The sequence below is a fragment of the Pseudomonas sp. B21-035 genome (assembly GCF_024748945.1).
In the GTDB taxonomy this organism is placed as follows: domain Bacteria; phylum Pseudomonadota; class Gammaproteobacteria; order Pseudomonadales; family Pseudomonadaceae; genus Aquipseudomonas.
Map to the genome: position 1 here is coordinate 280,837 of NZ_CP087179.1, position 19,642 is coordinate 300,478.

The 19,642-nt window shown below is 63.0% G+C and carries 23 protein-coding genes and 1 pseudogene; 11 read left to right on the forward strand and 13 right to left on the reverse strand.

Annotation, left to right across the window (positions count from 1 at the left end):
* Nucleotides 1-140: 140 nt before the first annotated feature.
* The 5 genes from ftsY (at nt 141) to LOY22_RS01250 (ending at nt 4,908) form a co-directional block, all read left to right on the forward strand.
* Entirely contained in the window at nt 141-1,655 is a 1,515-nt protein-coding gene (gene ftsY, locus LOY22_RS01230; RefSeq protein ID WP_093377233.1) for a signal recognition particle-docking protein FtsY, read from the forward strand.
* A complete protein-coding gene (gene ftsE, locus LOY22_RS01235; RefSeq protein WP_010222191.1) occupies nt 1,652-2,323 on the forward strand; it encodes a cell division ATP-binding protein FtsE in 672 nt (223 codons plus the stop codon). Before ftsY ends, ftsE begins: the two co-directional genes overlap by 4 nt.
* A complete protein-coding gene (gene ftsX, locus LOY22_RS01240; RefSeq protein ID WP_093377228.1) occupies nt 2,320-3,351 on the forward strand; it encodes a permease-like cell division protein FtsX in 1,032 nt (343 codons plus the stop codon). The genes ftsE and ftsX overlap by 4 nt, the downstream gene beginning before the upstream one ends.
* 112 nt (nt 3,352-3,463) lie before the next feature.
* Nucleotides 3,464-4,318: an RNA polymerase sigma factor RpoH gene (gene rpoH, locus LOY22_RS01245; protein ID WP_010222193.1), complete on the forward strand. Its 855-nt coding sequence runs from the start codon at nt 3,464-3,466 to the stop codon at nt 4,316-4,318.
* Between the two features lie 80 nt (nt 4,319-4,398).
* Complete coding sequence (locus tag LOY22_RS01250) at nt 4,399-4,908, forward strand: DUF1993 family protein (protein WP_045193971.1); 510 nt, start codon at nt 4,399-4,401, stop codon at nt 4,906-4,908.
* Between the two features lie 63 nt (nt 4,909-4,971).
* On the opposite strand, the gene mtgA is transcribed toward LOY22_RS01250, so the two are convergent.
* Nucleotides 4,972-5,730: a monofunctional biosynthetic peptidoglycan transglycosylase gene (mtgA, locus tag LOY22_RS01255; RefSeq protein ID WP_176794197.1), complete on the reverse strand. Its 759-nt coding sequence runs from the start codon at nt 5,728-5,730 to the stop codon at nt 4,972-4,974.
* A 34-nt stretch (nt 5,731-5,764) separates the two neighbouring features.
* Here mtgA and LOY22_RS01260 point away from each other — a divergent pair, with 34 nt between their 5' ends.
* The 4 genes and pseudogenes from LOY22_RS01260 (at nt 5,765) to trmB (ending at nt 8,012) form a co-directional block, all read left to right on the forward strand.
* The gene (locus LOY22_RS01260) at nt 5,765-6,136 is read left to right on the forward strand and encodes a DUF423 domain-containing protein (RefSeq protein ID WP_045193969.1); all 372 of its coding nucleotides are present in this window, start codon (nt 5,765-5,767) and stop codon (nt 6,134-6,136) included.
* A 101-nt stretch (nt 6,137-6,237) separates the two neighbouring features.
* On the forward strand, nt 6,238-6,438 hold the full coding sequence (gene thiS, locus LOY22_RS01265; RefSeq protein WP_258595894.1) for a sulfur carrier protein ThiS: 201 nt from the start codon (nt 6,238-6,240) through the stop codon (nt 6,436-6,438).
* Nucleotides 6,439-6,486: 48 nt separating this feature from the next.
* Nucleotides 6,487-7,281: a thiazole synthase gene (locus LOY22_RS01270; RefSeq protein ID WP_045193968.1), complete on the forward strand. Its 795-nt coding sequence runs from the start codon at nt 6,487-6,489 to the stop codon at nt 7,279-7,281.
* Between the two features lie 9 nt (nt 7,282-7,290).
* Nucleotides 7,291-8,012 (forward strand): annotated as a pseudogene (gene trmB / locus LOY22_RS01275) (tRNA (guanosine(46)-N7)-methyltransferase TrmB).
* Between the two features lie 44 nt (nt 8,013-8,056).
* On the opposite strand, the gene LOY22_RS01280 reads toward trmB, so the two are convergent.
* The 9 genes from LOY22_RS01280 to LOY22_RS01320 all read right to left on the reverse strand — a co-directional run bounded on the left by LOY22_RS01280 (nt 8,057) and on the right by LOY22_RS01320 (nt 14,690).
* Entirely contained in the window at nt 8,057-8,380 is a 324-nt protein-coding gene (locus tag LOY22_RS01280) for a DUF3392 domain-containing protein (RefSeq protein WP_010222202.1), read from the reverse strand.
* A gap of 9 nt (nt 8,381-8,389) precedes the next feature.
* Complete coding sequence (gene hemW, locus LOY22_RS01285) at nt 8,390-9,604, reverse strand: radical SAM family heme chaperone HemW (protein WP_258595896.1); 1,215 nt, start codon at nt 9,602-9,604, stop codon at nt 8,390-8,392.
* Nucleotides 9,601-10,197 (reverse strand): RdgB/HAM1 family non-canonical purine NTP pyrophosphatase, encoded by a 597-nt coding sequence (rdgB, locus tag LOY22_RS01290; protein WP_045193965.1) that lies wholly within the window; start codon nt 10,195-10,197, stop codon nt 9,601-9,603. Before rdgB ends, hemW begins: the two co-directional genes overlap by 4 nt.
* On the reverse strand, nt 10,194-10,628 hold the full coding sequence (locus LOY22_RS01295) for a DUF4426 domain-containing protein (RefSeq protein ID WP_045193964.1): 435 nt from the start codon (nt 10,626-10,628) through the stop codon (nt 10,194-10,196). The genes rdgB and LOY22_RS01295 overlap by 4 nt, the downstream gene beginning before the upstream one ends.
* Nucleotides 10,629-10,652: 24 nt before the next feature.
* Nucleotides 10,653-11,273, reverse strand: coding sequence for a methionine biosynthesis protein MetW (gene metW / locus LOY22_RS01300; protein WP_038997652.1), 621 nt, complete (start codon nt 11,271-11,273; stop codon nt 10,653-10,655).
* 7 nt (nt 11,274-11,280) lie between these two features.
* Nucleotides 11,281-12,420 carry a homoserine O-acetyltransferase gene (locus LOY22_RS01305; protein ID WP_045193963.1) on the reverse strand — a complete coding sequence of 380 codons (1,140 nt, stop codon included), beginning with the start codon at nt 12,418-12,420 and terminating at the stop codon, nt 11,281-11,283.
* A 125-nt stretch (nt 12,421-12,545) separates the two neighbouring features.
* Nucleotides 12,546-13,136: a YggT family protein gene (locus LOY22_RS01310; protein ID WP_258595899.1), complete on the reverse strand. Its 591-nt coding sequence runs from the start codon at nt 13,134-13,136 to the stop codon at nt 12,546-12,548.
* Between the two features lie 10 nt (nt 13,137-13,146).
* Nucleotides 13,147-13,965 (reverse strand): pyrroline-5-carboxylate reductase, encoded by an 819-nt coding sequence (gene proC, locus LOY22_RS01315; RefSeq protein WP_045193961.1) that lies wholly within the window; start codon nt 13,963-13,965, stop codon nt 13,147-13,149.
* A gap of 38 nt (nt 13,966-14,003) precedes the next feature.
* Nucleotides 14,004-14,690, reverse strand: a complete 687-nt coding sequence (locus LOY22_RS01320) for a YggS family pyridoxal phosphate-dependent enzyme (RefSeq protein WP_258595901.1) — start codon at nt 14,688-14,690, stop codon at nt 14,004-14,006.
* A 66-nt stretch (nt 14,691-14,756) separates the two neighbouring features.
* Here LOY22_RS01320 and LOY22_RS01325 point away from each other — a divergent pair, with 66 nt between their 5' ends.
* Nucleotides 14,757-15,785 (forward strand): type IV pilus twitching motility protein PilT, encoded by a 1,029-nt coding sequence (locus LOY22_RS01325; RefSeq protein WP_093377194.1) that lies wholly within the window; start codon nt 14,757-14,759, stop codon nt 15,783-15,785.
* Here LOY22_RS01325 and LOY22_RS01330 read toward each other — a convergent pair.
* Nucleotides 15,782-16,417 carry a C40 family peptidase gene (locus LOY22_RS01330; RefSeq protein WP_045193958.1) on the reverse strand — a complete coding sequence of 212 codons (636 nt, stop codon included), beginning with the start codon at nt 16,415-16,417 and terminating at the stop codon, nt 15,782-15,784. The two genes, LOY22_RS01325 and LOY22_RS01330, sit on opposite strands and share 4 nt — an antisense overlap.
* A gap of 246 nt (nt 16,418-16,663) precedes the next feature.
* Here LOY22_RS01330 and LOY22_RS01335 point away from each other — a divergent pair, with 246 nt between their 5' ends.
* Nucleotides 16,664-17,083 carry a TM2 domain-containing protein gene (locus LOY22_RS01335; protein WP_045193957.1) on the forward strand — a complete coding sequence of 140 codons (420 nt, stop codon included), beginning with the start codon at nt 16,664-16,666 and terminating at the stop codon, nt 17,081-17,083.
* A gap of 48 nt (nt 17,084-17,131) precedes the next feature.
* Here LOY22_RS01335 and LOY22_RS01340 read toward each other — a convergent pair whose 3' ends face one another.
* Together LOY22_RS01340 and argS are read right to left on the reverse strand one after the other, a co-directional pair.
* Entirely contained in the window at nt 17,132-17,821 is a 690-nt protein-coding gene (locus LOY22_RS01340; RefSeq protein WP_038997644.1) for an SPOR domain-containing protein, read from the reverse strand.
* A gap of 1 nt (nt 17,822) precedes the next feature.
* Nucleotides 17,823-19,559, reverse strand: a complete 1,737-nt coding sequence (argS, locus tag LOY22_RS01345; protein ID WP_093387207.1) for an arginine--tRNA ligase — start codon at nt 19,557-19,559, stop codon at nt 17,823-17,825.
* Nucleotides 19,560-19,642 lie beyond the last annotated feature (83 nt).

The following is a 19,642-nucleotide window of genomic DNA, read 5'->3' on the forward strand; positions in this document are numbered from 1 at the left end:
GCCTGTCATGGAACCAGCCCGAAGGCTTGATGACAAAATGCTGCGCAAGAACGAGCCGGATTAAAAGTAGACTGTTCTGCGTTAAAAGAATTTAAGAAGCGCCGCAGTGGCGCATCGCTACCCTGAGATAGCCGTCTTCCATGTTTGGTTCCAACGACGACAAAAAGACGCCGGCCGCGGCTGGTGAAAAGAAAGGCCTGTTCGGCTGGTTGCGCAAAAAACCGCAGCAACCCGTAGCCGAACAGCCGCAAAACCCCATTCCGGCTGAAGCGGAGCAACCGGCTGCGTTGCCGGTCGAAACGCCGGCTGCCGTTGCCCCGGTCGAGGTGGCTGCAGCACCTGTTGCTGCGCCTGCACCGGTTGCTGTTCCAGAGCCCGCTGCCGTTGCGCCCGTTGCGGCGCCGGTCGAGGTCCAGCCCGCAGCGCCCGTCGGCCTGGTGCTGCCCGTGCCGGAAGAGCCGGTTGCCCTGGTCGCCGACCTTGAGCCACACACACCGCCGCCGATTCCGCCGCGCCAGGAGCCTGCTCCCGCGCCAGTGGTTGAGCCAGTGTTCATCGCGCCTGAGCCGGTGGTGGTTGCACCTGAGCCGGTTGTAGCGCCGGAACCAGTGGTAGTGCCCGAACCCGAGCCTGTACCTGTAGTTGCTGCTGTTGCAGCGCCAGTTCCGGTTGCCGAGCCAGCCCCGGCCGAGCCAGCCGCACCTGTGCGCAGCGAAGAGAGCAAGGGCGGCTTCTTCGCCCGCCTCAAGCAGGGCCTGTCGAAGACCAGCGCCAGCATTGGCGAAGGCATGGCCAGCCTGTTCCTCGGCAAGAAGGCCATCGATGACGACCTGCTTGATGAAATCGAAACCCGCCTGCTGACCGCCGATGTTGGCGTCGAAGCCACCTCGGTTATCGTCCAGAGCCTGACCCAGAAGGTCGCGCGCAAGCAGCTGGCCGACAGCGACGCGCTGTACAAGTCGCTGCAAGACGAGCTGGCCGACCTGCTCAAGCCGGTCGAGCAACCGCTGCACATTCAAGCCCAGAGCAAGCCGTTCGTGATCCTCGTGGTCGGCGTCAATGGCGCCGGCAAGACCACCACCATCGGCAAGCTGGCGAAGAAGCTGCAGCTTGAAGGCAAGAAGGTCATGCTCGCCGCAGGTGACACCTTCCGCGCCGCAGCGGTCGAGCAACTGCAGGTCTGGGGCGAGCGTAACCAGATCCCGGTCATCGCCCAGCACACCGGTGCCGATTCGGCTTCGGTTATCTTCGATGCCGTGCAAGCCGCCAAGGCCCGTAACATCGATGTGCTGATCGCCGACACCGCCGGCCGCCTGCACACCAAAGACAACCTGATGGAAGAGCTGAAGAAGGTTCGCCGGGTCATTGGCAAGCTCGATGCCGACGCGCCGCACGAGGTGCTGCTGGTGCTCGACGCCGGTACTGGCCAGAACGCCATCAACCAGGCCAAGCACTTCAACCAGAGCGTTGAACTGACCGGCCTGGCCCTGACCAAGCTCGACGGTACCGCCAAGGGTGGGGTGATCTTTGCCCTGGCCAAGCAGTTCGGCCTGCCGATCCGCTATATTGGCGTGGGCGAAGGGATTGACGATCTGCGCACCTTCGAAGCCGAACCCTTCGTGAAAGCACTGTTTGCCGAGCGGGAGCATCCATGATTCGATTCGAACAGGTCGCCAAGCGCTACCCCAATGGTCACGTTGGCCTGCATGAGTTGAGTTTTCGGGTGCGTCGGGGCGAATTCCTGTTCGTGACCGGCCATTCCGGCGCCGGCAAAAGTACTCTGCTGCGCCTGCTGCTGGCCATGGAACGCCCTACCAGCGGCAAGCTGCTGCTGGCCGGGCAGGACCTGGGGCAGATCAGCAACGCGCAAATCCCGTTCCTGCGCCGGCAGATCGGCGTGGTGTTCCAGAACCACCAGTTGCTGTTCGACCGTACCGTATTCAACAACGTCGCCCTGCCGCTGCAGATCCTCGGCCTGTCCAAGGCCGAAGTCGCCAAGCGGGTCGACTCGGCGCTTGAGCGCGTGGCCCTGTCGGACAAGGCCGAGCTGTACCCGGGTGACCTGTCTACCGGCCAGCAGCAGCGCGTCGGCATTGCCCGCGCCATCGTTCACCGCCCGGCCTTGCTGCTGGCGGACGAACCCACCGGTAACCTCGACCCGCGCCTGGCCGCGGAGATCATGGGCGTTTTCGAAGATATCAACCGCCTGGGCACCAGCGTACTGATCGCCAGTCACGACCTGGCGCTGATCGCGCGCATGCGCCATCGCATGCTGACCCTGCAGCGCGGCCGCTTGATCGGCGATGGGGAGGCCGGGCAATGAGTGCGACACGCAGTCCCAAGGTTTCCGAGCGGGTAGCGCCAAAAGCCGCTGACCCTGCGCCGGAAAAGAAAAAAACCGGCGGCGGCCACGACGATGACGGCCCGGATTTCCGTACCCTGCTGCACGCCTGGCTGGAAAGCCACCGCTCAAGCCTGCTCGACAGCCTGCGGCGCCTGGGCAAGCAGCCGATCGGCAGCTTCTTTACCTGCCTGGTGATGGCCGTGGCCCTGAGCCTGCCCATGGGCCTGTCGTTGCTGCTGAGCAACGTCGAGCGCCTGGGTGGCTCGTGGCAGCGCGCGGCGCAGATTTCCCTGTACTTGAAGCTCGATGCCAGCAGCCACGACGGCGAAGCCTTGCGCGAGCAGATCAAAGGTTTGCCAGGGGTTGCCGAGGCCGAATACGTCAGCCGCGAACAAGCCCTCAACGAGTTCCAGCAGCAGTCCGGCCTGGGCGAAGCCCTGCGCGAACTACCGGAGAACCCGTTGCCTGGGGTCGTGGTGGTGACTCCCGCAGAGGTCGACAAGCCGGCGCTGGAAGCCCTGCGTCAGCGCCTGGCCGAGCTGCCCAAGGTCGAAGCCGCGCAACTGGACCTGGTGTGGGTCGAGCGCTTGGCGGCGATTCTCAAACTGGGCGACCGCTTTGTCTTCGGCCTGACCGTATTGCTGGTCTCGGCGCTGCTTTTGGTAATTGGTAACACAATTCGCCTGCACATCGAGAACCGCCGCACCGAGATCGAGGTGATCAAGCTGGTCGGCGGCACCGACAGCTATGTGCGCCGGCCTTTCCTGTACATGGGCGCCTTGTATGGCCTGGGTGCCGGGGTATTGGCCTGGGGCGTGCTGGCGTTTGGTCTGAACTGGCTGAACGACGCGGTTATCGGGCTCTCCGGGCTGTACGGCAGTGATTTTGCCTTGGCCGGGGTTCCGTCAGCCGATGGTCTGTCCCTCTTGCTTGGGGCGGTGTTGTTAGGGTATATCGGTGCTTGGATTGCGGTCGCCCGCCACTTGAGCGAGCTTGCACCGCGATAGTGTCTTTTTGCTGGTATTGACTCTTTTCATTTTTAGGGAACTTGTTTCGCGGTTCCCGGTCAATGTTGGCAGTGCCTTTGGCACGAGTTTAGTGAGTCGGAGGTTTTTTCGTATGACCACTTCGTTGCAACCTGCCTATGCCCTGGTTCCCGGCGCAAACCTGGAAGCCTATGTGCACACGGTCAACAGCATTCCATTGCTGACGCCCGAGCAGGAGCGTGAACTGGCCGAGAGTCTCTACTATGAGCAGGATCTTGGGGCGGCTCGGCAGATGGTGCTCGCCCACCTGCGTTTTGTTGTACACATCGCTCGCAGCTATTCGGGCTACGGGCTGGCCCAGGCCGACCTGATTCAGGAAGGCAACGTTGGCCTGATGAAAGCGGTCAAGCGCTTCAACCCGGAAATGGGCGTGCGCCTGGTGTCCTTTGCAGTGCACTGGATCAAGGCCGAGATTCACGAGTTCATCCTGCGTAACTGGCGCATCGTCAAGGTGGCGACCACCAAGGCCCAGCGCAAGCTGTTCTTCAACCTGCGCAGCCAGAAAAAACGCCTGGCCTGGCTGAACAACGATGAAGTTCATCGTGTCGCCGAAAGCCTGGGTGTTGAACCGCGTGAAGTGCGTGAAATGGAGAGCCGCCTGACCGGTCAGGACATGGCCTTCGACCCGGCCAGTGAAGCCGACGACGACAGTGCATTCCAGTCGCCGGCCAACTACCTGGAAGACCACCGTTACGACCCTGCGCGTCAACTGGAGGATGCCGACTGGAGTGACAACTCCACCAGCAACCTGCACGAAGCCCTGCAAGGCCTGGATGACCGCAGCCGCGATATTCTCTATCAGCGCTGGCTGGCCGAGGAAAAGGCCACCCTGCATGACCTGGCCGAGAAATACAGCGTATCCGCCGAGCGGATCCGCCAGCTGGAAAAGAACGCGATGAACAAGGTCAAAGCCTTGATCGCGGTCTGATTCGCAAAACGGCAATAACCAAAAAGCCCCGACGTGTCGGGGCTTTTTCATGATTCTCCGCCACCCCTGTCGAGGCTGTTATGACCATTTCCTTGTATGCCGCTTCTGTTCCTGTCTTCAAGCAGATGCTCAACGCCCTGAGCGATGTGCTGAACAAGGCCGAAGCTCACGCCACGGCGAAAAACATTGATCCAAGCGTTTTCCTCCAGGCTCGCCTGTATCCGGATATGTTTCCGCTGGTTCGCCAGGTGCAGATCGCTGTTGATTTCGCCAAGGGCGTTTCGGCGCGCCTGGCTGAGGTCGAGTTGCCGAAATACGATGACAGCGAAACCACCTTTGCCGAGCTGCAAGCGCTGATCAGCAAGGTCCTGGCTTTCCTGGACGGCATTGCGCCGGCGCAGATCGACGGCAAGGAAGGCATTGAAATCGTGACCCGTCCGGGCACGCCGAAAGAGAAGCGCTTCAGTGGCCAGGCCTATTTGCTGACCTACGGCCTGCCGCAATTCTTCTTCCACGTCACCACCACCTACGCAATCCTGCGTCACAACGGTGTAGAAGTGGGCAAGCGTGACTACATGGGCGCGTTCTAAAACGTTTACCCAGTAATGGGCATGCAGTAAAAACCCGGCAAAGCGTGCGCTTTGCCGGGTTTTTTATTGCTTCCAAGGTGCCCGACGTGGGCTGTCCAGCTGGGCCAGGTAGCTGTTACCGCCGAGCTGGCGCATCTGCTGGCGAATCCAGCCTGCGCGTCGCGCCACATAAGTGCTGGGCCGGCTGGCGCTCCAGTTCAGCGGGCTGGGCAGCACCGCAGCCAGCAGGCTGGCCTGCTGGCGCGAAAGCTGGCTGGCATCGACGCCGAAGTGGTGCCGGGCGGCCGCCTGTGCACCAAACACGCCTTCGCCCCACTCGGCGCTATTGAGATATACCTCAAGAATCCGCTCTTTCGACCACAGCAGCTCGATCAAAGCGGTGAACCAGGCTTCGAGCCCCTTGCGCAACCAGCTACGGCCGGCCCAGAGGAACTGGTTCTTGGCCACTTGCTGGCTCAAGGTACTGGCGCCGCGGATGCTGCCGCCGCGCTCGTTATGGGCCAGCGCCGCCTGGATGGCGTTGAAGTCAAAGCCCCAGTGGTTGGCGAACTTCTGGTCTTCGCCGGCTATCACAGCCACTTTCAGCTCATCGGAGATTCGCTCCCACGGCTCCCAGTCCCGTTGCAAGTCGATCGGCTGGCCATCGACCCAGGACTCGACCTTGCGCTCGACCATCAGGGCGGTGCCGGGCGGCGGCACCCAGCGAAACACCAGCACCAGCAGGGCGCTGCCTGCGGCAAACCACAGCAGGGCACGGGTGAGGCGACGGAAAATGGAAGACAGCATAGGCGATGGCTTGGCCGAAGCGATGGAGCGGGCCATTATACAGACCCTGTGCTGACTAGGAGTCTTCCCAATGCTGCGTAGTTTTCTGCTGCTTTCGGCGTTTTTCGGCTTTACCGGCGTGGCCCTGGGCGCCTTTGCTGCCCATGGCCTCAAGGGCCGGCTGAGCAGCGAATACCTGGCGATCTTTCATACCGGCGTCACCTACCAGCTGGTACACGCCCTGGCCCTGCTCGCGGTAGCAGTGCTGTCGGTGCACCTGCCCGGGCGTCTGGTCGGGTGGGCCGGTGGTCTGTTCACCCTGGGGATCCTGCTGTTTTCCGGTAGCCTGTATGTGCTGACCCTGAGCGGCATCGGCAAGCTCGGTATCATCACTCCCTTTGGCGGCCTGGCGTTTCTCGGCGGATGGCTGTGCCTGGGCCTTGCAGCCTGGCGCCTGAGCTGACCCGCGAGTCCGGATCGAGACGAATGGCGCGGCCCGGCCTTGGGTTTGCGCCCTGATCAGGGCTAGAATGCGGGCCCCTAAAAATAATGGCGGCCGTGCGCATGCGCATTCAACTGAACGGTGAACCTTTCGAATTGCCCGATGGCGAAAGCGTCGCGGCCCTGCTCAACCGGCTTGACCTGGCGGGTCGCCGGGTGGCGGTCGAACTCAACCTGGACATCGTGCCGCGCAGCCAGCACGACGTCACCGCGCTGAACGACGGCGATCAGGTTGAAGTGGTGCACGCCATTGGCGGCGGCTAGGCCTTCGCGCTTCACCTGCAAGTCCCTCAACCTTCAAGAGGATTACCGATGAGCAACGTTCGTAGCGACAAGCCCTTCACCCTGGCCGGTCGTACCTTCCAGTCGCGCCTGCTGGTCGGCACCGGCAAATACCGTGACCTGGAAGAAACCCGCCTGGCCATCGAGGCCTCCGGCGCCGAGATCGTCACGGTTGCCGTGCGCCGCACCAACATCGGCCAGAACCCGGGCGAACCGAACCTGCTCGACGTGCTGCCGCCCGATCGCTATACCATCCTGCCGAACACCGCTGGCTGCTATGACGCGGTCGAAGCCGTGCGCACCTGCCGCCTGGCCCGTGAACTGCTCGATGGCCACAACCTGGTCAAGCTCGAAGTACTGGCCGACCAGAAGACCCTGTTCCCCAACGTGATCGAGACCCTCAAGGCCGCCGAAGTGCTGGTCAAGGACGGTTTCGACGTGATGGTCTACACCAGTGACGACCCGATCATTGCCCGCCAGCTGGCCGAAGCCGGTTGCATCGCGGTAATGCCACTGGCCGGGCTGATCGGTACGGGCCTGGGGATCTGCAACCCGTACAACCTGCAGATCATCCTCGAAGAATCGAAAGTCCCGGTGCTGGTCGATGCCGGTGTCGGTACCGCGTCCGACGCCACCATCGCCATGGAAATGGGCTGTGAGGCGGTGCTGATGAACTCGGCGATCGCGCACGCACAGCAGCCGATCATGATGGCCGAAGCCATGAAACACGCCATTGTCGCTGGCCGCCTGGCTTACCTTGCCGGGCGTATGCCGAAAAAACTCTATGCCAGCGCCTCGTCGCCGCTGGATGGTCTGATCAAGTAAGAGCCCCTGATGACTGAATCGCAAGAAACGCCGATCACCACCGAAGGCGAAGAGCGCCAACACCGCCGCATCAAGAGTTTCGTGATGCGCGCCGGGCGCATGACCGAAGGCCAGCAGCGCGGCCTGGACCAGGGTGGGCCGCTGTTCATCCTGCCCCTGGCCGAGAGCCCGGTGGACTACGACCAGGTCTTCGGCCGCTCGGCGCCGCGTACCCTGGAGATCGGTTTCGGCATGGGCCATTCCCTGCTGGAAATGGCTGCTGCCGCGCCGGAGCAGGACTTCATCGGTGTCGAAGTGCACCGTCCGGGTGTCGGTGCGCTGCTCAACGGCGTGCTGACCCAGGGCCTGAAGAACCTGCGGGTGTATGACTGCGATGCCATCGAAGTGCTGAACAAGTGCGTGGCTGACAACAGCCTCGACCGGCTGATGCTGTTCTTCCCCGACCCTTGGCACAAAAGCCGTCACCACAAGCGTCGCATCGTCCAGCCGGAGTTCGCGCAGCTGGTGCGCAGCAAGCTCAAGGTGGGGGCGTGTTCCATATGGCCACCGACTGGGAGCCCTATGCCGAATACATGCTGGAAGTGATGAACGTCGCCCCGGGTTATCGCAACCTGGCCGCCGACGGCAAGTGCGTAGAGCGTCCGGCCGAGCGCCCGATCACCAAGTTCGAACGCCGCGGCGAGCGGCTTGGGCATGGGGTGTGGGATCTGAAGTTCGAAAAACTGGCGTAGGTGATGTCAATCGCGGGGCAAGTCGGGTCGCCCCGCGATGCTTTTCAGCGCCGATCAGCAACCACGCCAATCAACACCAGCACAATCAGCAACACCGGCGCCAACGCATAGTTGTTGAACTGCGCCAGCCCCTTCACCACCCACGGGGTGGCATAGATCAGCGCGGCACCGCTGCCGATCATCACCAGCAAGGCCATGAACGGTACGCGCAAGGCGCCTGCAAGGCCGCCCAGGCGTTGTTCGACCCAGCCTTTGATATCGGTGCCAAACAGCACCAGCAAACAGCCCACCAAGGCCAGGGAAATCTCCGACAGGTTGCTGCGACTCCAGCGGGAAACGGTCGAGAGCAGGTCGAGTACCAGGTCCATTCGCAATCCTTAGGTCAAGAAATACTGCAGCAGGTCGTTGAGGAACAACTGGCCACGCGCGGTAGCGACCAGTCGCGTCGGTTCGACCTGCAAAAGCCCTTTTTGTTCGGCTTCCCGCCGCGCCGCCGCCAGTTGCTCCAGGGGCAGGCCGGTACGCTGGCTGAACAGCTCGATGTCTACGCCCTGGGTCAGGCGCAGGGCGTTCATCAGGAACTCGAAGGGCAGCTCGTCCACTGGCAGCAGCTTTTCGCCGGCCTTGAAGGGCTTGGCCGGGTTCAGGTAGTCCTTGGGCAGCCGCGTCTTCCAGGTGCGCAGGATCCGTCCGTCGGGGTGGCTGAGTTTGCCGTGGGCGCCGGCGCCGATGCCGATGAAGTCGCCAAAGCTCCAGTAGTTGAGGTTGTGCCGCGCGGCGCGGCCCGGCTGGGCGTAGGCCGAGACTTCGTACTGGGCGTAGCCGTGGCTGGCCAGCAGGGCCTGGCCGGCTTCCTGGATGTCCCAGAGGATGTCGTCTTCGGGCAGCAGTGGCGGCTGGTTCCAGAACACCGTGTTCGGCTCCAGGGTCAACTGGTACCAGGACAGGTGCGTGGGGTTCAGCGCAATCGCCTGGCGCAGGTCGCCCAGGGCGTCGTCCAGCGACTGGTCGGGCAGGCCATGCATCAGGTCGAGGTTGAAGTTGTCGAAGCCGGCATTGCGCGCCATGTCGGCGGCGCGAATCGCTTCGTCACCGTTGTGGATGCGGCCCAGGGCTTCGAGCTTGGCCTGCTGGAAGCTCTGGATGCCGATCGACAGGCGATTGATGCCCAGTTGCCGGTAGGCCTTGAACTTCTCTTGCTCGAAGGTCCCAGGGTTGGCTTCGAGGGTGATCTCGATGTCGCTGGCAAACGGGATGCGTTGCTCCACACCGACCAGCAAGCGCCCCAGCGCGCGGGCGCTGAACAGGCTCGGGGTGCCGCCGCCAAAGAAGATCGAGTTGATCGGGCGGCCATGGACGTTGCCCAGCTCCTGGTCGAGGTCGGCGAGCAGGGCGTCGACGTAGGCTTCTTCCGGCAGTTCGGGGGTGGCGGCGTGGGAGTTGAAGTCGCAGTACGGGCATTTACGCACGCACCAGGGGATATGGATGTACAGCGCCAGGGGCGGCAGCTGTGGCAGGGCCGCCCGCGGTGCTTGGGAAGTAAAGCCAGCCTCGCCCAGGTGCAGTGGCTGTGCCGGCGAATGCTCGGTCATGCCAGGCCCAGACGTTGACGCAACAGGCTCATGGCGCGGGCACGGTGGCTGATCTGGTTCTTGTCGGCAGGGCTCAGCTCGGCGCTCGAGCAATCGCGCTCCGGCACCCAGAACAGTGGGTCATAGCCAAAGCCGTGCTCGCCGCTGGCCTGGGTCAGGATGCGCCCGTGCCACAGGCCTTCGCAGAGGATCGGCAGCGGGTCGTCGGCATGCCGGACCAGGGCCAGGACGCAGACGAACTGGGCGCCGCGCTGCTCCTGCGGGACGTCCTTGAGCACGTCGAGCAACTTGGCGTTGTTGGCCGCATCGCCTTTGCCATCGGCATAACGAGCGGAGTAGATGCCCGGCGCGCCGCCGAGAAAGTCCACCGCCAGGCCCGAATCATCGGCCAGCGCCGGCATGCCGGAAATGCGCGCGGCATTGCGCGCCTTGAGGATGGCGTTTTCGACGAACGACAGGCCGGTTTCTTCCGGCTCGACGCTGCTGAATTCGCCAATGGAACGCAGTTGCACGGTGTCACCGAGCATGGCCTGCAGTTCCTTGAGTTTGCCGGCGTTATGGCTGGCCAATACGATTTGCTGAAAAGTCATCATTCGCCTGGAAAAAGCTCTTGGTTGAAGCTGATGGTTTCGGTCTTGCCACCAATGCCAACGTCGATGGTGAAGGTCCGGGTTTCCTGTTGTTCAACAGGGAACTGGGCGATGTAGTAGATGGCGCCCTGTTCGGTGATCTGCTTGAACTTCAACGGCACCGAGTTGCTGGTCAGGTCCTTGACGGTGCCGCTGACCTGGGTGACCAGTGGCTTGCCAGCCTTGATCACCGAGACGTTGATCACGCCCTGGTTCTTGCTGCGCACCAGTTCCGCAGCCTTGGCAATATCTGGTTGCAGGAAGGTCGAAATGAAAGTGCTGTAGTGCACCGTGGTGTCACCGAACACTTCCTGGCGCTCGCCCTTGATGGCATCGGCGGCGACCGCCGTCACACTCAGGCAGGCAGTCAGTAAAAAACTCAACAAGCGGCCCATGATCGTTCTCCTCCGGTGTGCGGGTTAAACCGCGACCTTGTGTTCGGTAAGGCCGGGGCTGCTGACACGGTAAATGCCGATCTCACCTAGAAGATTAGGCCATAGCTTGCTCGCCCACCCGTGGCGGTGCAAATGGTCGACCGCCAGGCGGTCGAGGACCTGGGCGCGGCGTTCGCTGCACAGGGCCTCGAAGTCTTCGAAGGTACAGAAGTGGATGTTCGGCGTGTTGTACCAGGTATACGGCATGAAGTCGGAAACCGGCATGCGACCTTTGGTCGCCAGGTACCAGCGGCAGCGCCAGTGGCCGAAGTTGGGAAAGGTGATGATGCACTGGCGGCCGACGCGCAGCATTTCGTCGAGAATGCGGTCGGGGTATTCCACGGCCTGCAGGGCCTGGGTCATGACCACCACGTCGAAACTGTTGCTGGCAAAGTTGCCCAGGCCCTTGTCGAGGTCCTGCTCGATGACGTTGACGCCCTTGGCCACGCACTGGGCGATGTTGTCGGGGTCGATTTCCAGGCCGTAGCCGGCCACCTGCTTGTGGTCGCGCAGCGACGCCAGCAGTTCACCGGTACCGCAACCGAGGTCGAGTACCCGGCTGCCGGCGGGGATCCAGTCTTGGATGATTTCCAGGTCGGCTCTCATAGGCTCCTCAGCAGACGATGCGGTTCATGTAGTTCGTGAATCCCGTGATGTAGCGCGGGGTCGGGATCAGGAAGGCATCGTGGCCATAGGGCGAGTCGATATCCAGGTAGCAGACGTTCTTGCGCGCGGCGATCAGCGCATCGACGATCTCCCGCGAGCGTGCTGGCGAGAAGCGCCAGTCGGTGGTGAACGACATCACGCAGTAATCCGCGGTGACATGCGCAAGAGTCGCTGCCAGGTCGCCGCCGTGGCTGGCGGCCGGGTCGAAGTAATCCAGTGCCTTGGTCATCAGCAGGTAGGTGTTGGCGTCGAAACGCCCGGAGAACTCCTCGCCCTGATAGCGCAGGTAGCTTTCAACCTGGAACTCGACGCTGTGGAAGTCGTAGTTGAGCTTGTCGCTTTTCAGCTCGCGGCCGAATTTCTCGCCCATGGAGTCATCGGACAGGTAGGTGATGTGCCCGACCATGCGCGCCAGCATCAGGCCGCGCTTGGGGATCACGCCCTGATCCTGGAACGAGCCGCCGTGGAATTCCGGGTCGGTGAGGATGGCCTGGCGTGCCACCTCGTTGAAGGCGATGTTCTGTGCCGAGAGCTTGGGTGCCGAGGCGATGTCCAGGCAATGACGCACGCGATCGGGGTAGGTGATGGTCCACTGCAGCGCCTGCATGCCGCCCAGGCTGCCACCGACGACGGCGGCCCATTGCTGGATACCCAGGCGATCGGCCAGGCGCGCCTGGCTGTGCACCCAGTCTTCCACGGTCAGTACCGGGAAATCGGCGCCGTAGGGCTTGCCGGTGAGCGGGTTGATGCTGCTGGGGCCGGTGCTGCCGTTGCAACCGCCAAGGTTGTTGAGGCTGACCACGAAGAAACGATTGGTATCGATCGGCTTGCCGGGGCCGATGCAACTGTCCCACCAGCCCGGCTTGCGATCGTCGGGGCTGTGGTAGCCGGCGGCATGGTGATGGCCGGACAACGCATGACAGATCAGCACGGCGTTGCTGGCGCTGCTGTTGAGCGTGCCGTAGGTTTCGTAGATCAGTTCATAGGCGGCCAGCGAGCGACCGCAGGCCAGCGCCAGCGGCTCGCTGAACTGTGCCAGTTGCGGTGTTACCAGACCGACCGAATCTTCGGGAAAGACAGTGGACATCGACCCTGCTCACGCTTGAATGAGGCGTAAGTCTAAAGACCACTGCGAAGTGCGGCAAGGAAAGCATCGCGGGTCAAGCCCGCTCCTACAGAAGTGCTGTGGGAGCGGGCTTGCCCCGCGAGTGATCAGACCAGCAGTCGCAGAATCTCCGGCATCCCGCTCATCGCCACCAGGTTGTTGATCACCAGCATGTCGATCAGCTTCAGCGCCATGAACGCCAGGATCGGAGAGATATCCAGGCCGCCGAGGTTCGGCAGGATGCGGCGGAACGGCGCCAGAAACGGGTCGCAGATCTGGTTGATCAGCTCGGCGCCCGGGTTGTGGCTGCCCGGCGCGACCCACGAGAGGATCACGCTGATGATCAGGGCGAAGAAGAAAATCTTCAGAAACAGCGCGGTCACGCCAATGATCGACCAGACCAGCAATTGCAGCGGGTTGCCGGTGGTGCCGTAGGCCAGCAGCAGGGTCAGGCCCATCACCAGCAGCTGGATGATGATCGCCAGCAGCAGCGACGACATGTCCAGGCCGAACAGGCTCGGAATCACCCGGCGCATCGGCTTGAGCAGCGGTTGGGTGGCGCGTACGGCGAACTGGCTGAGCGGGTTGTAGAAGTCCGCGCGCACCAGTTGCAGGACAAAGCGCAGCACCACGATCAGCAGGTACAGGCTGCCGAGGGTCTGCAGCACATAGATTGCAGCGGTGTTCAATCCGATCATCTTCGGCTCCTTAGTTGCCCAGTTGTTCAGCCATTTCGGCCGAGCGGTGCGCAGCGGCACCCAGCGCCTGTTCCACCAGCGCTTCGAATCCATTGGCCTGGAACGACTTGATCGCCGCTTCCGTGGTGCCGGCCGGTGAGGTGACCCGACGGCGCAGTTCGGCGGCGTCAACATCGCTGCTGACCGCCATGTGCGCAGCGCCCAGGGCGGTTTGCAGGGTCAGCTTGGCGGCGGTTTCTCGTGGCAGGCCGAGTTTCTCGCCGGCGGCGGTCATGGCCTCGATCAGCAGGAAAAAATACGCCGGGCCACTGCCGGACACCGCAGTCACGGCATCCAGCTGTTGTTCGTTGTCCAGCCACAGGGCGATGCCCACGGCCGACAGCAGTTGCTCGGCCTGCTGGCGCTGGGCCGGCGAAACCTCGGCGGTGGCGAACAGGCCGCTGACGCCCTGGCGCAGCAGCGCCGGGGTGTTGGGCATGCAGCGCACGATCGGCTGGGCGCCGAGCCAGCTGTTCATGCTCGCGCAGGTGATCCCGGCGGCGATCGAGACGACCAGTTGCTCGGGCTTGAGCTTGGGCTTGAGCGCTTCGCACACGGCTTTCATCGCCTGTGGCTTGACCGCCAATACCACCACATCGGCGCCTTCGATGGCCTGGGCGTTGTCGGCGAACATCTCGATGCCGTGCTCGGCATGGATTTTCGCCCGCTGCTCGGCGCCCGGATCGCTGGCGCGGATCTGCGAAGCTTCCAGGCCCTGGGCGCGCAGGCCGCCGATCAGGCTGGCAGCCATGTTGCCGGCGCCGATAAAGGCAATACGAGTCTTGCTCATGTCAGGTCCTTGATAGGGAAAGAGGGAAAAAGCATGGGTCAGGGCTGGCCGTAGTCGCGGGCACCGAACAGCGCGGTGCCGATGCGCACCCAGGTCGCGCCCTGGGCAATCGCGGCTTCCAAGTCATGACTCATGCCCATGGACAGGGTGTCGAGGGGTAACTGAAGGTTCGCCTGCAACTCGCGAACCCGGGCGAAGGCCGCTTGTTGGGCGGCCTCGTCGTCGGTCGGCTCGGGAATCGCCATCAACCCGCGCAGGCGCAGGCGTGGCAGCGCGGCGATGGCGCTGGCCAGGGCCGGCAGCTCTTCGGGCGTGCAGCCAGACTTGCTGGCTTCGCCACTGACGTTGACCTGCAGGCAGATGTTCAGCGCTGCAAGGTTGTCAGGGCGTTGCTCGGACAGGCGTTGGGCGATTTTCAGACGGTCCACGGAATGTACCCAGTCAAAGTGCTCGGCAATCGCACGAGTCTTGTTCGACTGAATGGGGCCGATGAAGTGCCAGGTCAAGGGCAGGTCGGTCAATTCGCCCTGTTTGTTCAGGGCTTCCTGCAGGTAGTTCTCACCGACATCGCGCACCCCGGCGGCGAAGGCTTCGCGCACGGCAGCGGCGGGTTTGGTCTTGCTCACGGCCAGCAGCTGCACGGCCGTAGGCTCGCGCCCGGCGGCCAGCGCGGCGGCACGGATGCGTGCGGCGAGCGTGGAAAGGTTGTCTGCTATGGTGGACATTGATCGATGCCAGCGGCTCTTTGGGTCTGCGGCATTCTACCTGCTTGGCGGCCTTTGGGGAGTCTCATGGATGTGACTGAACTGCTGGCGCTGGCTGTGCAAGCCGGTGCCAGTGACCTGCACCTGGCGGCGGGCGAGGTGCCGGCGCTGCGTTTTGGGGGGCGTTTGCGGCCGCTGGAGCTGGCGGCGCTGACGCCGCAAGACATGGACGAAATGCTCGGGCAGGTAATGTCCGCGGCGCAGCAAAAGGATTTTGAAACACATCTGGATATCGACTTTGCCTTTGCCGTGCCAGCATTGGCGCGCTTTCGGGTCAATGCTTTCCAGCAACTGCATGGCGCCGCTGCAGTGCTGCGGGTGATTCCGGCGCAGGTCAGCAGCCTGGCAGAACTCGACCTGGGGGATGTGTTTCGGCAAATTGCCGAGTTGTCGGGCGGGCTGGTGCTGGTTACCGGGCCCACAGGGTCGGGCAAATCGACCACCCTGGCGGCTCTGGTCGATCACCTGAACCGTGAGCGGGCGCTGCACATCGTCACCCTCGAGGACCCCATCGAATTTATCCACAGCTCGCAGCGCAGCCGCATCAGCCAGCGCGAGATCGGCCGGCACACCCGGGGTTTTGCCCAGGCCTTGCGCGCAGCATTACGTCAGGACCCGGATGTGATCATGCTCGGTGAACTGCGCGATCCGCAGAGCATTCGCCTGGCCCTGACTGCAGCGGAAACCGGGCACCTGGTGCTGGCCACGGTGCATACCGGCTCGGCGGCTAAAACCATTGACCGCCTGGTGGATGTGTTCGCCGCCGAAGAGAAGCAACTGGTACGCGCCATGCTCGCCGAGTCGCTGCAGGCAGTGGTCTCGCAGGTTCTGGTGGAGAAGGTTGGCGGCGGCCGGCTGGCAGCCCACGAGATACTCCTGGCAACGCCTGCGGTGCGCAACCTGGTGCGCGAGGGCAAGGTGGCGCAGATTTATTCGGCGATACAGACAGGCGGGGCACAGGGGATGCAGACCCTCGACGCGTGTCTGCAGGGCCTGGTGCGTCAAGGGCTGGTCAGCCCTGAAAGCGCCCGGGAGCGGGCGCCGGGGCGTTTCTAGCGTTTGGCCAGGGCCAGTTGCTGGCTTTTTGGCAAGACACGTTTGGCAACCACGTAACGGCTGTTCCAGTACGGCTTGTTCAGGGTGTCGATGCTTACCCGTTTGCCAGTGCGCGGCGCGTGGATGAAGCGGTCGTTGCCCAGGTAGATGGCGACGTGGTTGACCCGGCGGCTCTTGATATTGAAGAAGATCAGGTCGCCGGGCTTGAGGTCGTTGCGATCGACTTTTATGCCGTGGCCGCTGGCCATGGCGTTGGAGGTGCGGGGCAGGTCGACTTCATCGATGTCGTTGAAGGCGTACTTGACCAGGCCGCTGCAGTCAAAGCCCTTGCTCGGGCTGCTGCCGCCCCAGCGATACGGGGTGCCGAGCACGTTGACCGCGCGGCTGAGCACATCGCTGCTCTGCTGCGGCGACATGGCCGCGGCAACCGGCAGCGGCTTGCCCGGGCGAGCGCTGCGCTTGGGGCTGTGCTGGACTTTGTTGCTGCTGACGTTCTTGTGTGGACGCGCAGCAGTGGAATTGGAGGTGTACCCGGAGAAACCGTTGGGTAACCGTTGCTCACGATTGGTGGCGTGGGCAGCCAGTGGCAATAATAGGCAGATGGTCAGCCATGTCTTGAAAAAAGGACGCATAGGCAGGGCTCTGGTTGGTTAGCGCGCAACTTTATAACAGCTTTTTGATCAAATTCTGATCCGTTGGTCGATTCCAGGGGGCGGCAAAAACCGGCAGAAGCGGCGATTGGCCTGCATTCGAAAGGCGCGGGCCAGACAGGATAGGGGTTTGCGGCGGGTAGGGTGGCAAATGACCACACGTCGGCTTGCCACAGAAAAGTCACATTTTTCTTTAGAAAATTTATCGATAACCCACAGGGGCTATGAATGAACAGTTATCAACAGGGCGGTCAGCTACACGACACCCACAGCAAGGTGATCGGTTATCTGCTGTGGATTTTCGGCTTCACCGGTTCGCACCGCTTCTACTATGGCAAGCCGGTCACTGGCACGATCTGGTTCTTTACCCTGGGCCTGCTCGGCATCGGCTGGTTGATCGACCTGTTTCTGATTCCGGCGATGGACCGCGAAGCCGACCTGCGCTTTCAGCCGGGCCCACTGGACTACAGCCTGGCGTGGATCCTGCTGACCTTCCTCGGGGTGTTTGGCGTGCACCGCATGTACCAGGGCAAGTGGATCACCGGCCTGATCTACCTGTGCACCGGCGGGTTATTCCTGGTGGGGGTGCTGTATGACTTCTGGACGCTCAATACCCAGGTGTCACTGGCCAACGCCCAGCGGCGTTAAGGCCTGAAGCCTTGTCGCAGCGAATGCGACAAGGCTTTTGCGGCGGGGTTACTGGCGGGTCTGGCGCTGCTGCAACAGCAGATTGCTGAAGCCGCTGCCAGCCAGTTGCTTTTGCGCCACGGTCAGCTGCTCACGGTTGCTGAACGGGCCAACCAGCACGCGGTACCAGGTTTCTTCCTTCACCGTGCCGGACTCCACCTTGACCGCCTGGCCGAGCAGGATGATCTGCGCGCGGACCTTGTCGGCGTCGGCCTGCTTGCGGAACGAGCCGGCCTGCAGGAAGAACTGGGTGGTCGCCGCCGGCTTGATCACCGGTGGTGCTGGCGGAGGCGTCTGGCCCATTAACGCGGCCTGGGCACGAGCGGTGTCGATCTTCGCCGCTTCCGCCGGGGTGACCGGAGGTTGCGCCGGCACCGGCGGGGTTTTTTCCGGCACCGCTTCAGGCGGCACGATCACTTCCGATTCCGGCAGCAAGGTATAGAAGTCGTACTTGGGCTTCACCGGCTGCTGCGGGCTTGGTGCGGTCTTGTTGGCTTCGGCGACCTTCTCGGCCTTCTGCTGCTCGGGCTTGGTGCGCTTGACCTCGCCGTTGCCAGGCTCGAGCTTCATCAGGAACACGACAAAGGCGCCCACCGACAAGCCGATTGCCAGCCACAGCCAGCCCGGGATCGGCTGCTTGGCAGGTGCCTGATAGCGACTCGCGCCGCGCTTGGGTGCGGGTTTTTTCTTGGCAGCCAACTTACATGCGCTCCAGGGTTTCCAGGCCGAGCAGTTGCAGACCTTGCTTGAGGGTACGACCGGTCAGGGCGGCCAGACGCAGGCGGCTCTGCTGCTGTTCAGGGGTGTCGGCGGCGAGGATCGGGCAGTTCTCGTAGAAGCTCGAGAACAGGCCGGCAACGTCGTACAGGTAAGCGCACAGCACGTGCGGCGTGCCCTTCTCGGCGACGTTGTTGAGGATCTCGCCGAACTGCGCCAGGCGCGCGGCCAGGTCCTGCTCCTGCGGTGCTTGCAGGATGATCTGTCCGTCGACTTCTTCAAAGCTCTTGCCCAGCTTGCGGAACACACCGGCGACGCGGGTGTAGGCGTACAGCAGGTAAGGCGCGGTGTTGCCTTCGAAGTTGAGCATCAGTTCGAAGTTGAAGCTGTAGTCGCTGGTGCGGTGCTTGGACAGGTCGGCGTATTTCACCGCGCCAATGCCGACCACTTCGCCGATGGCGCGCAGGTCGGCCTCGGCCAGCTCCGGGTTCTTCTCCTTGACCAGGGCGTAGGCACGCTCCTTGGCTTCGGTGAGCAGGTCGATCAGCTTCACCGTGCCGCCGTCGCGGGTCTTGAACGGACGGCCGTCGGCGCCGTTCATGGTGCCGAAGCCCATGTGCTCCATTTGCATCGGGTGGCCGACGAAACCGGCGCGGCGAGCCACTTCGAACACCTGGTTGAAGTGCAGGGCCTGACGCTGGTCGACGAAGTACAGGGCGCGGTCGGCCTTGAGCACGTTGCTGCGGTAGCGCACGGCAGCGAGGTCGGTGGTGGCGTACAGGTAGCCGCCGTCGGCTTTTTGCACGATCACCGGCAGTGGCTCGCCTTCGGCGGTTTTGAATTCTTCAAGGAATACGCACTGGGCGCCCTTGCTCTCGACCAGCAGACCCTTGGCCTTGAGGTCGCTGACGACATTGGCCAGGTCGTCGTTGTAGGCGCTTTCGCCCATGACGTCGGCCATGGTCAGTTTGACGTTGAGCAGTTCGTAGGTCTTCTGGCAGTGCGACAGCGAGATGTCCTTGAAGCGGGTCCACAGCTTCAGGCATTCCGGGTCGCCGGCTTGCAGCTTGACCACCAGGCCACGGGCGCGGTCGGCGAACTCTTCGGACTCGTCGAAGCGTTTTTTCGCCGCACGGTAGAAGTTCTCCAGGTCCGACAGCTCGTCGCTGGTGATCGGGTTTTCCTGCAGGTAGGCCATCAGCATGCCGAACTGGGTGCCCCAGTCGCCGACGTGGTTCTGGCGGATTACGTCATCGCCGAGGAACTCCAGCACGCGGGATACGGCGTCACCGATGATGGTCGAACGCAGGTGGCCGACGTGCATCTCCTTGGCCAGGTTAGGGGCCGACAGGTCGACCACCACCTTCTGCTGCGGGCCGGCTTTCTTCACGCCAAGCTTGGCGTCGGCCAGGGCCGCGTCCAGGCGCGAGGCCAGGGCCTGGGTGTTCTGGAAGAAGTTGAGAAAGCCTGGGCCGGCGATCTCGACCTTGCTTACCTGCTCGTCGGCAGGCAGGGCGGCGATGATCTTCTCGGCCAGGTCGCGCGGTTTCATGCCGGCAGGCTTGGCCAGCATCATCGCGATGTTGCTGGCGAAGTCGCCGTGGGTCTTGTCCCGGGCGTTCTCCACCTGGATCGCCGGCGTCAGCCCGTCAGGCAGCACACCGTCGGTGACGAGTTGGGTGAGGGCTTGCTGGATCAGCTGGCGAATGGTGTCTTTCATGGGCTTCTCTTTCGACCGCAAGCGCGGCGGCGCTTCGATGCGCAGGTGGAAAAACTGGACATTATCCGTTGCCGGGGCGAGGT

What these genes read in the sequence shown, in the direction of transcription:
- ftsY (WP_093377233.1), top strand. Translation starts at nt 141, where the DNA reads ATGTTTGGTTCCAACGACGACAAAAAGACGCCGGCCGCGGCTGGTGAA.
- ftsE (WP_010222191.1), top strand. Translation starts at nt 1,652, where the DNA reads ATGATTCGATTCGAACAGGTCGCCAAGCGCTACCCCAATGGTCACGTT.
- ftsX (WP_093377228.1), top strand. Translation starts at nt 2,320, where the DNA reads ATGAGTGCGACACGCAGTCCCAAGGTTTCCGAGCGGGTAGCGCCAAAA.
- rpoH (WP_010222193.1), top strand. Translation starts at nt 3,464, where the DNA reads ATGACCACTTCGTTGCAACCTGCCTATGCCCTGGTTCCCGGCGCAAAC.
- LOY22_RS01250 (WP_045193971.1), top strand. Translation starts at nt 4,399, where the DNA reads ATGACCATTTCCTTGTATGCCGCTTCTGTTCCTGTCTTCAAGCAGATG.
- mtgA (WP_176794197.1), bottom strand. Translation starts at nt 5,730, where the DNA reads ATGGCCCGCTCCATCGCTTCGGCCAAGCCATCGCCTATGCTGTCTTCC.
- LOY22_RS01260 (WP_045193969.1), top strand. Translation starts at nt 5,765, where the DNA reads ATGCTGCGTAGTTTTCTGCTGCTTTCGGCGTTTTTCGGCTTTACCGGC.
- thiS (WP_258595894.1), top strand. Translation starts at nt 6,238, where the DNA reads ATGCGCATTCAACTGAACGGTGAACCTTTCGAATTGCCCGATGGCGAA.
- LOY22_RS01270 (WP_045193968.1), top strand. Translation starts at nt 6,487, where the DNA reads ATGAGCAACGTTCGTAGCGACAAGCCCTTCACCCTGGCCGGTCGTACC.
- LOY22_RS01280 (WP_010222202.1), bottom strand. Translation starts at nt 8,380, where the DNA reads ATGGACCTGGTACTCGACCTGCTCTCGACCGTTTCCCGCTGGAGTCGC.
- hemW (WP_258595896.1), bottom strand. Translation starts at nt 9,604, where the DNA reads ATGACCGAGCATTCGCCGGCACAGCCACTGCACCTGGGCGAGGCTGGC.
- rdgB (WP_045193965.1), bottom strand. Translation starts at nt 10,197, where the DNA reads ATGATGACTTTTCAGCAAATCGTATTGGCCAGCCATAACGCCGGCAAA.
- LOY22_RS01295 (WP_045193964.1), bottom strand. Translation starts at nt 10,628, where the DNA reads ATGGGCCGCTTGTTGAGTTTTTTACTGACTGCCTGCCTGAGTGTGACG.
- metW (WP_038997652.1), bottom strand. Translation starts at nt 11,273, where the DNA reads ATGAGAGCCGACCTGGAAATCATCCAAGACTGGATCCCCGCCGGCAGC.
- LOY22_RS01305 (WP_045193963.1), bottom strand. Translation starts at nt 12,420, where the DNA reads ATGTCCACTGTCTTTCCCGAAGATTCGGTCGGTCTGGTAACACCGCAA.
- LOY22_RS01310 (WP_258595899.1), bottom strand. Translation starts at nt 13,136, where the DNA reads ATGATCGGATTGAACACCGCTGCAATCTATGTGCTGCAGACCCTCGGC.
- proC (WP_045193961.1), bottom strand. Translation starts at nt 13,965, where the DNA reads ATGAGCAAGACTCGTATTGCCTTTATCGGCGCCGGCAACATGGCTGCC.
- LOY22_RS01320 (WP_258595901.1), bottom strand. Translation starts at nt 14,690, where the DNA reads ATGTCCACCATAGCAGACAACCTTTCCACGCTCGCCGCACGCATCCGT.
- LOY22_RS01325 (WP_093377194.1), top strand. Translation starts at nt 14,757, where the DNA reads ATGGATGTGACTGAACTGCTGGCGCTGGCTGTGCAAGCCGGTGCCAGT.
- LOY22_RS01330 (WP_045193958.1), bottom strand. Translation starts at nt 16,417, where the DNA reads ATGCGTCCTTTTTTCAAGACATGGCTGACCATCTGCCTATTATTGCCA.
- LOY22_RS01335 (WP_045193957.1), top strand. Translation starts at nt 16,664, where the DNA reads ATGAACAGTTATCAACAGGGCGGTCAGCTACACGACACCCACAGCAAG.
- argS (WP_093387207.1), bottom strand. Translation starts at nt 19,559, where the DNA reads ATGAAAGACACCATTCGCCAGCTGATCCAGCAAGCCCTCACCCAACTC.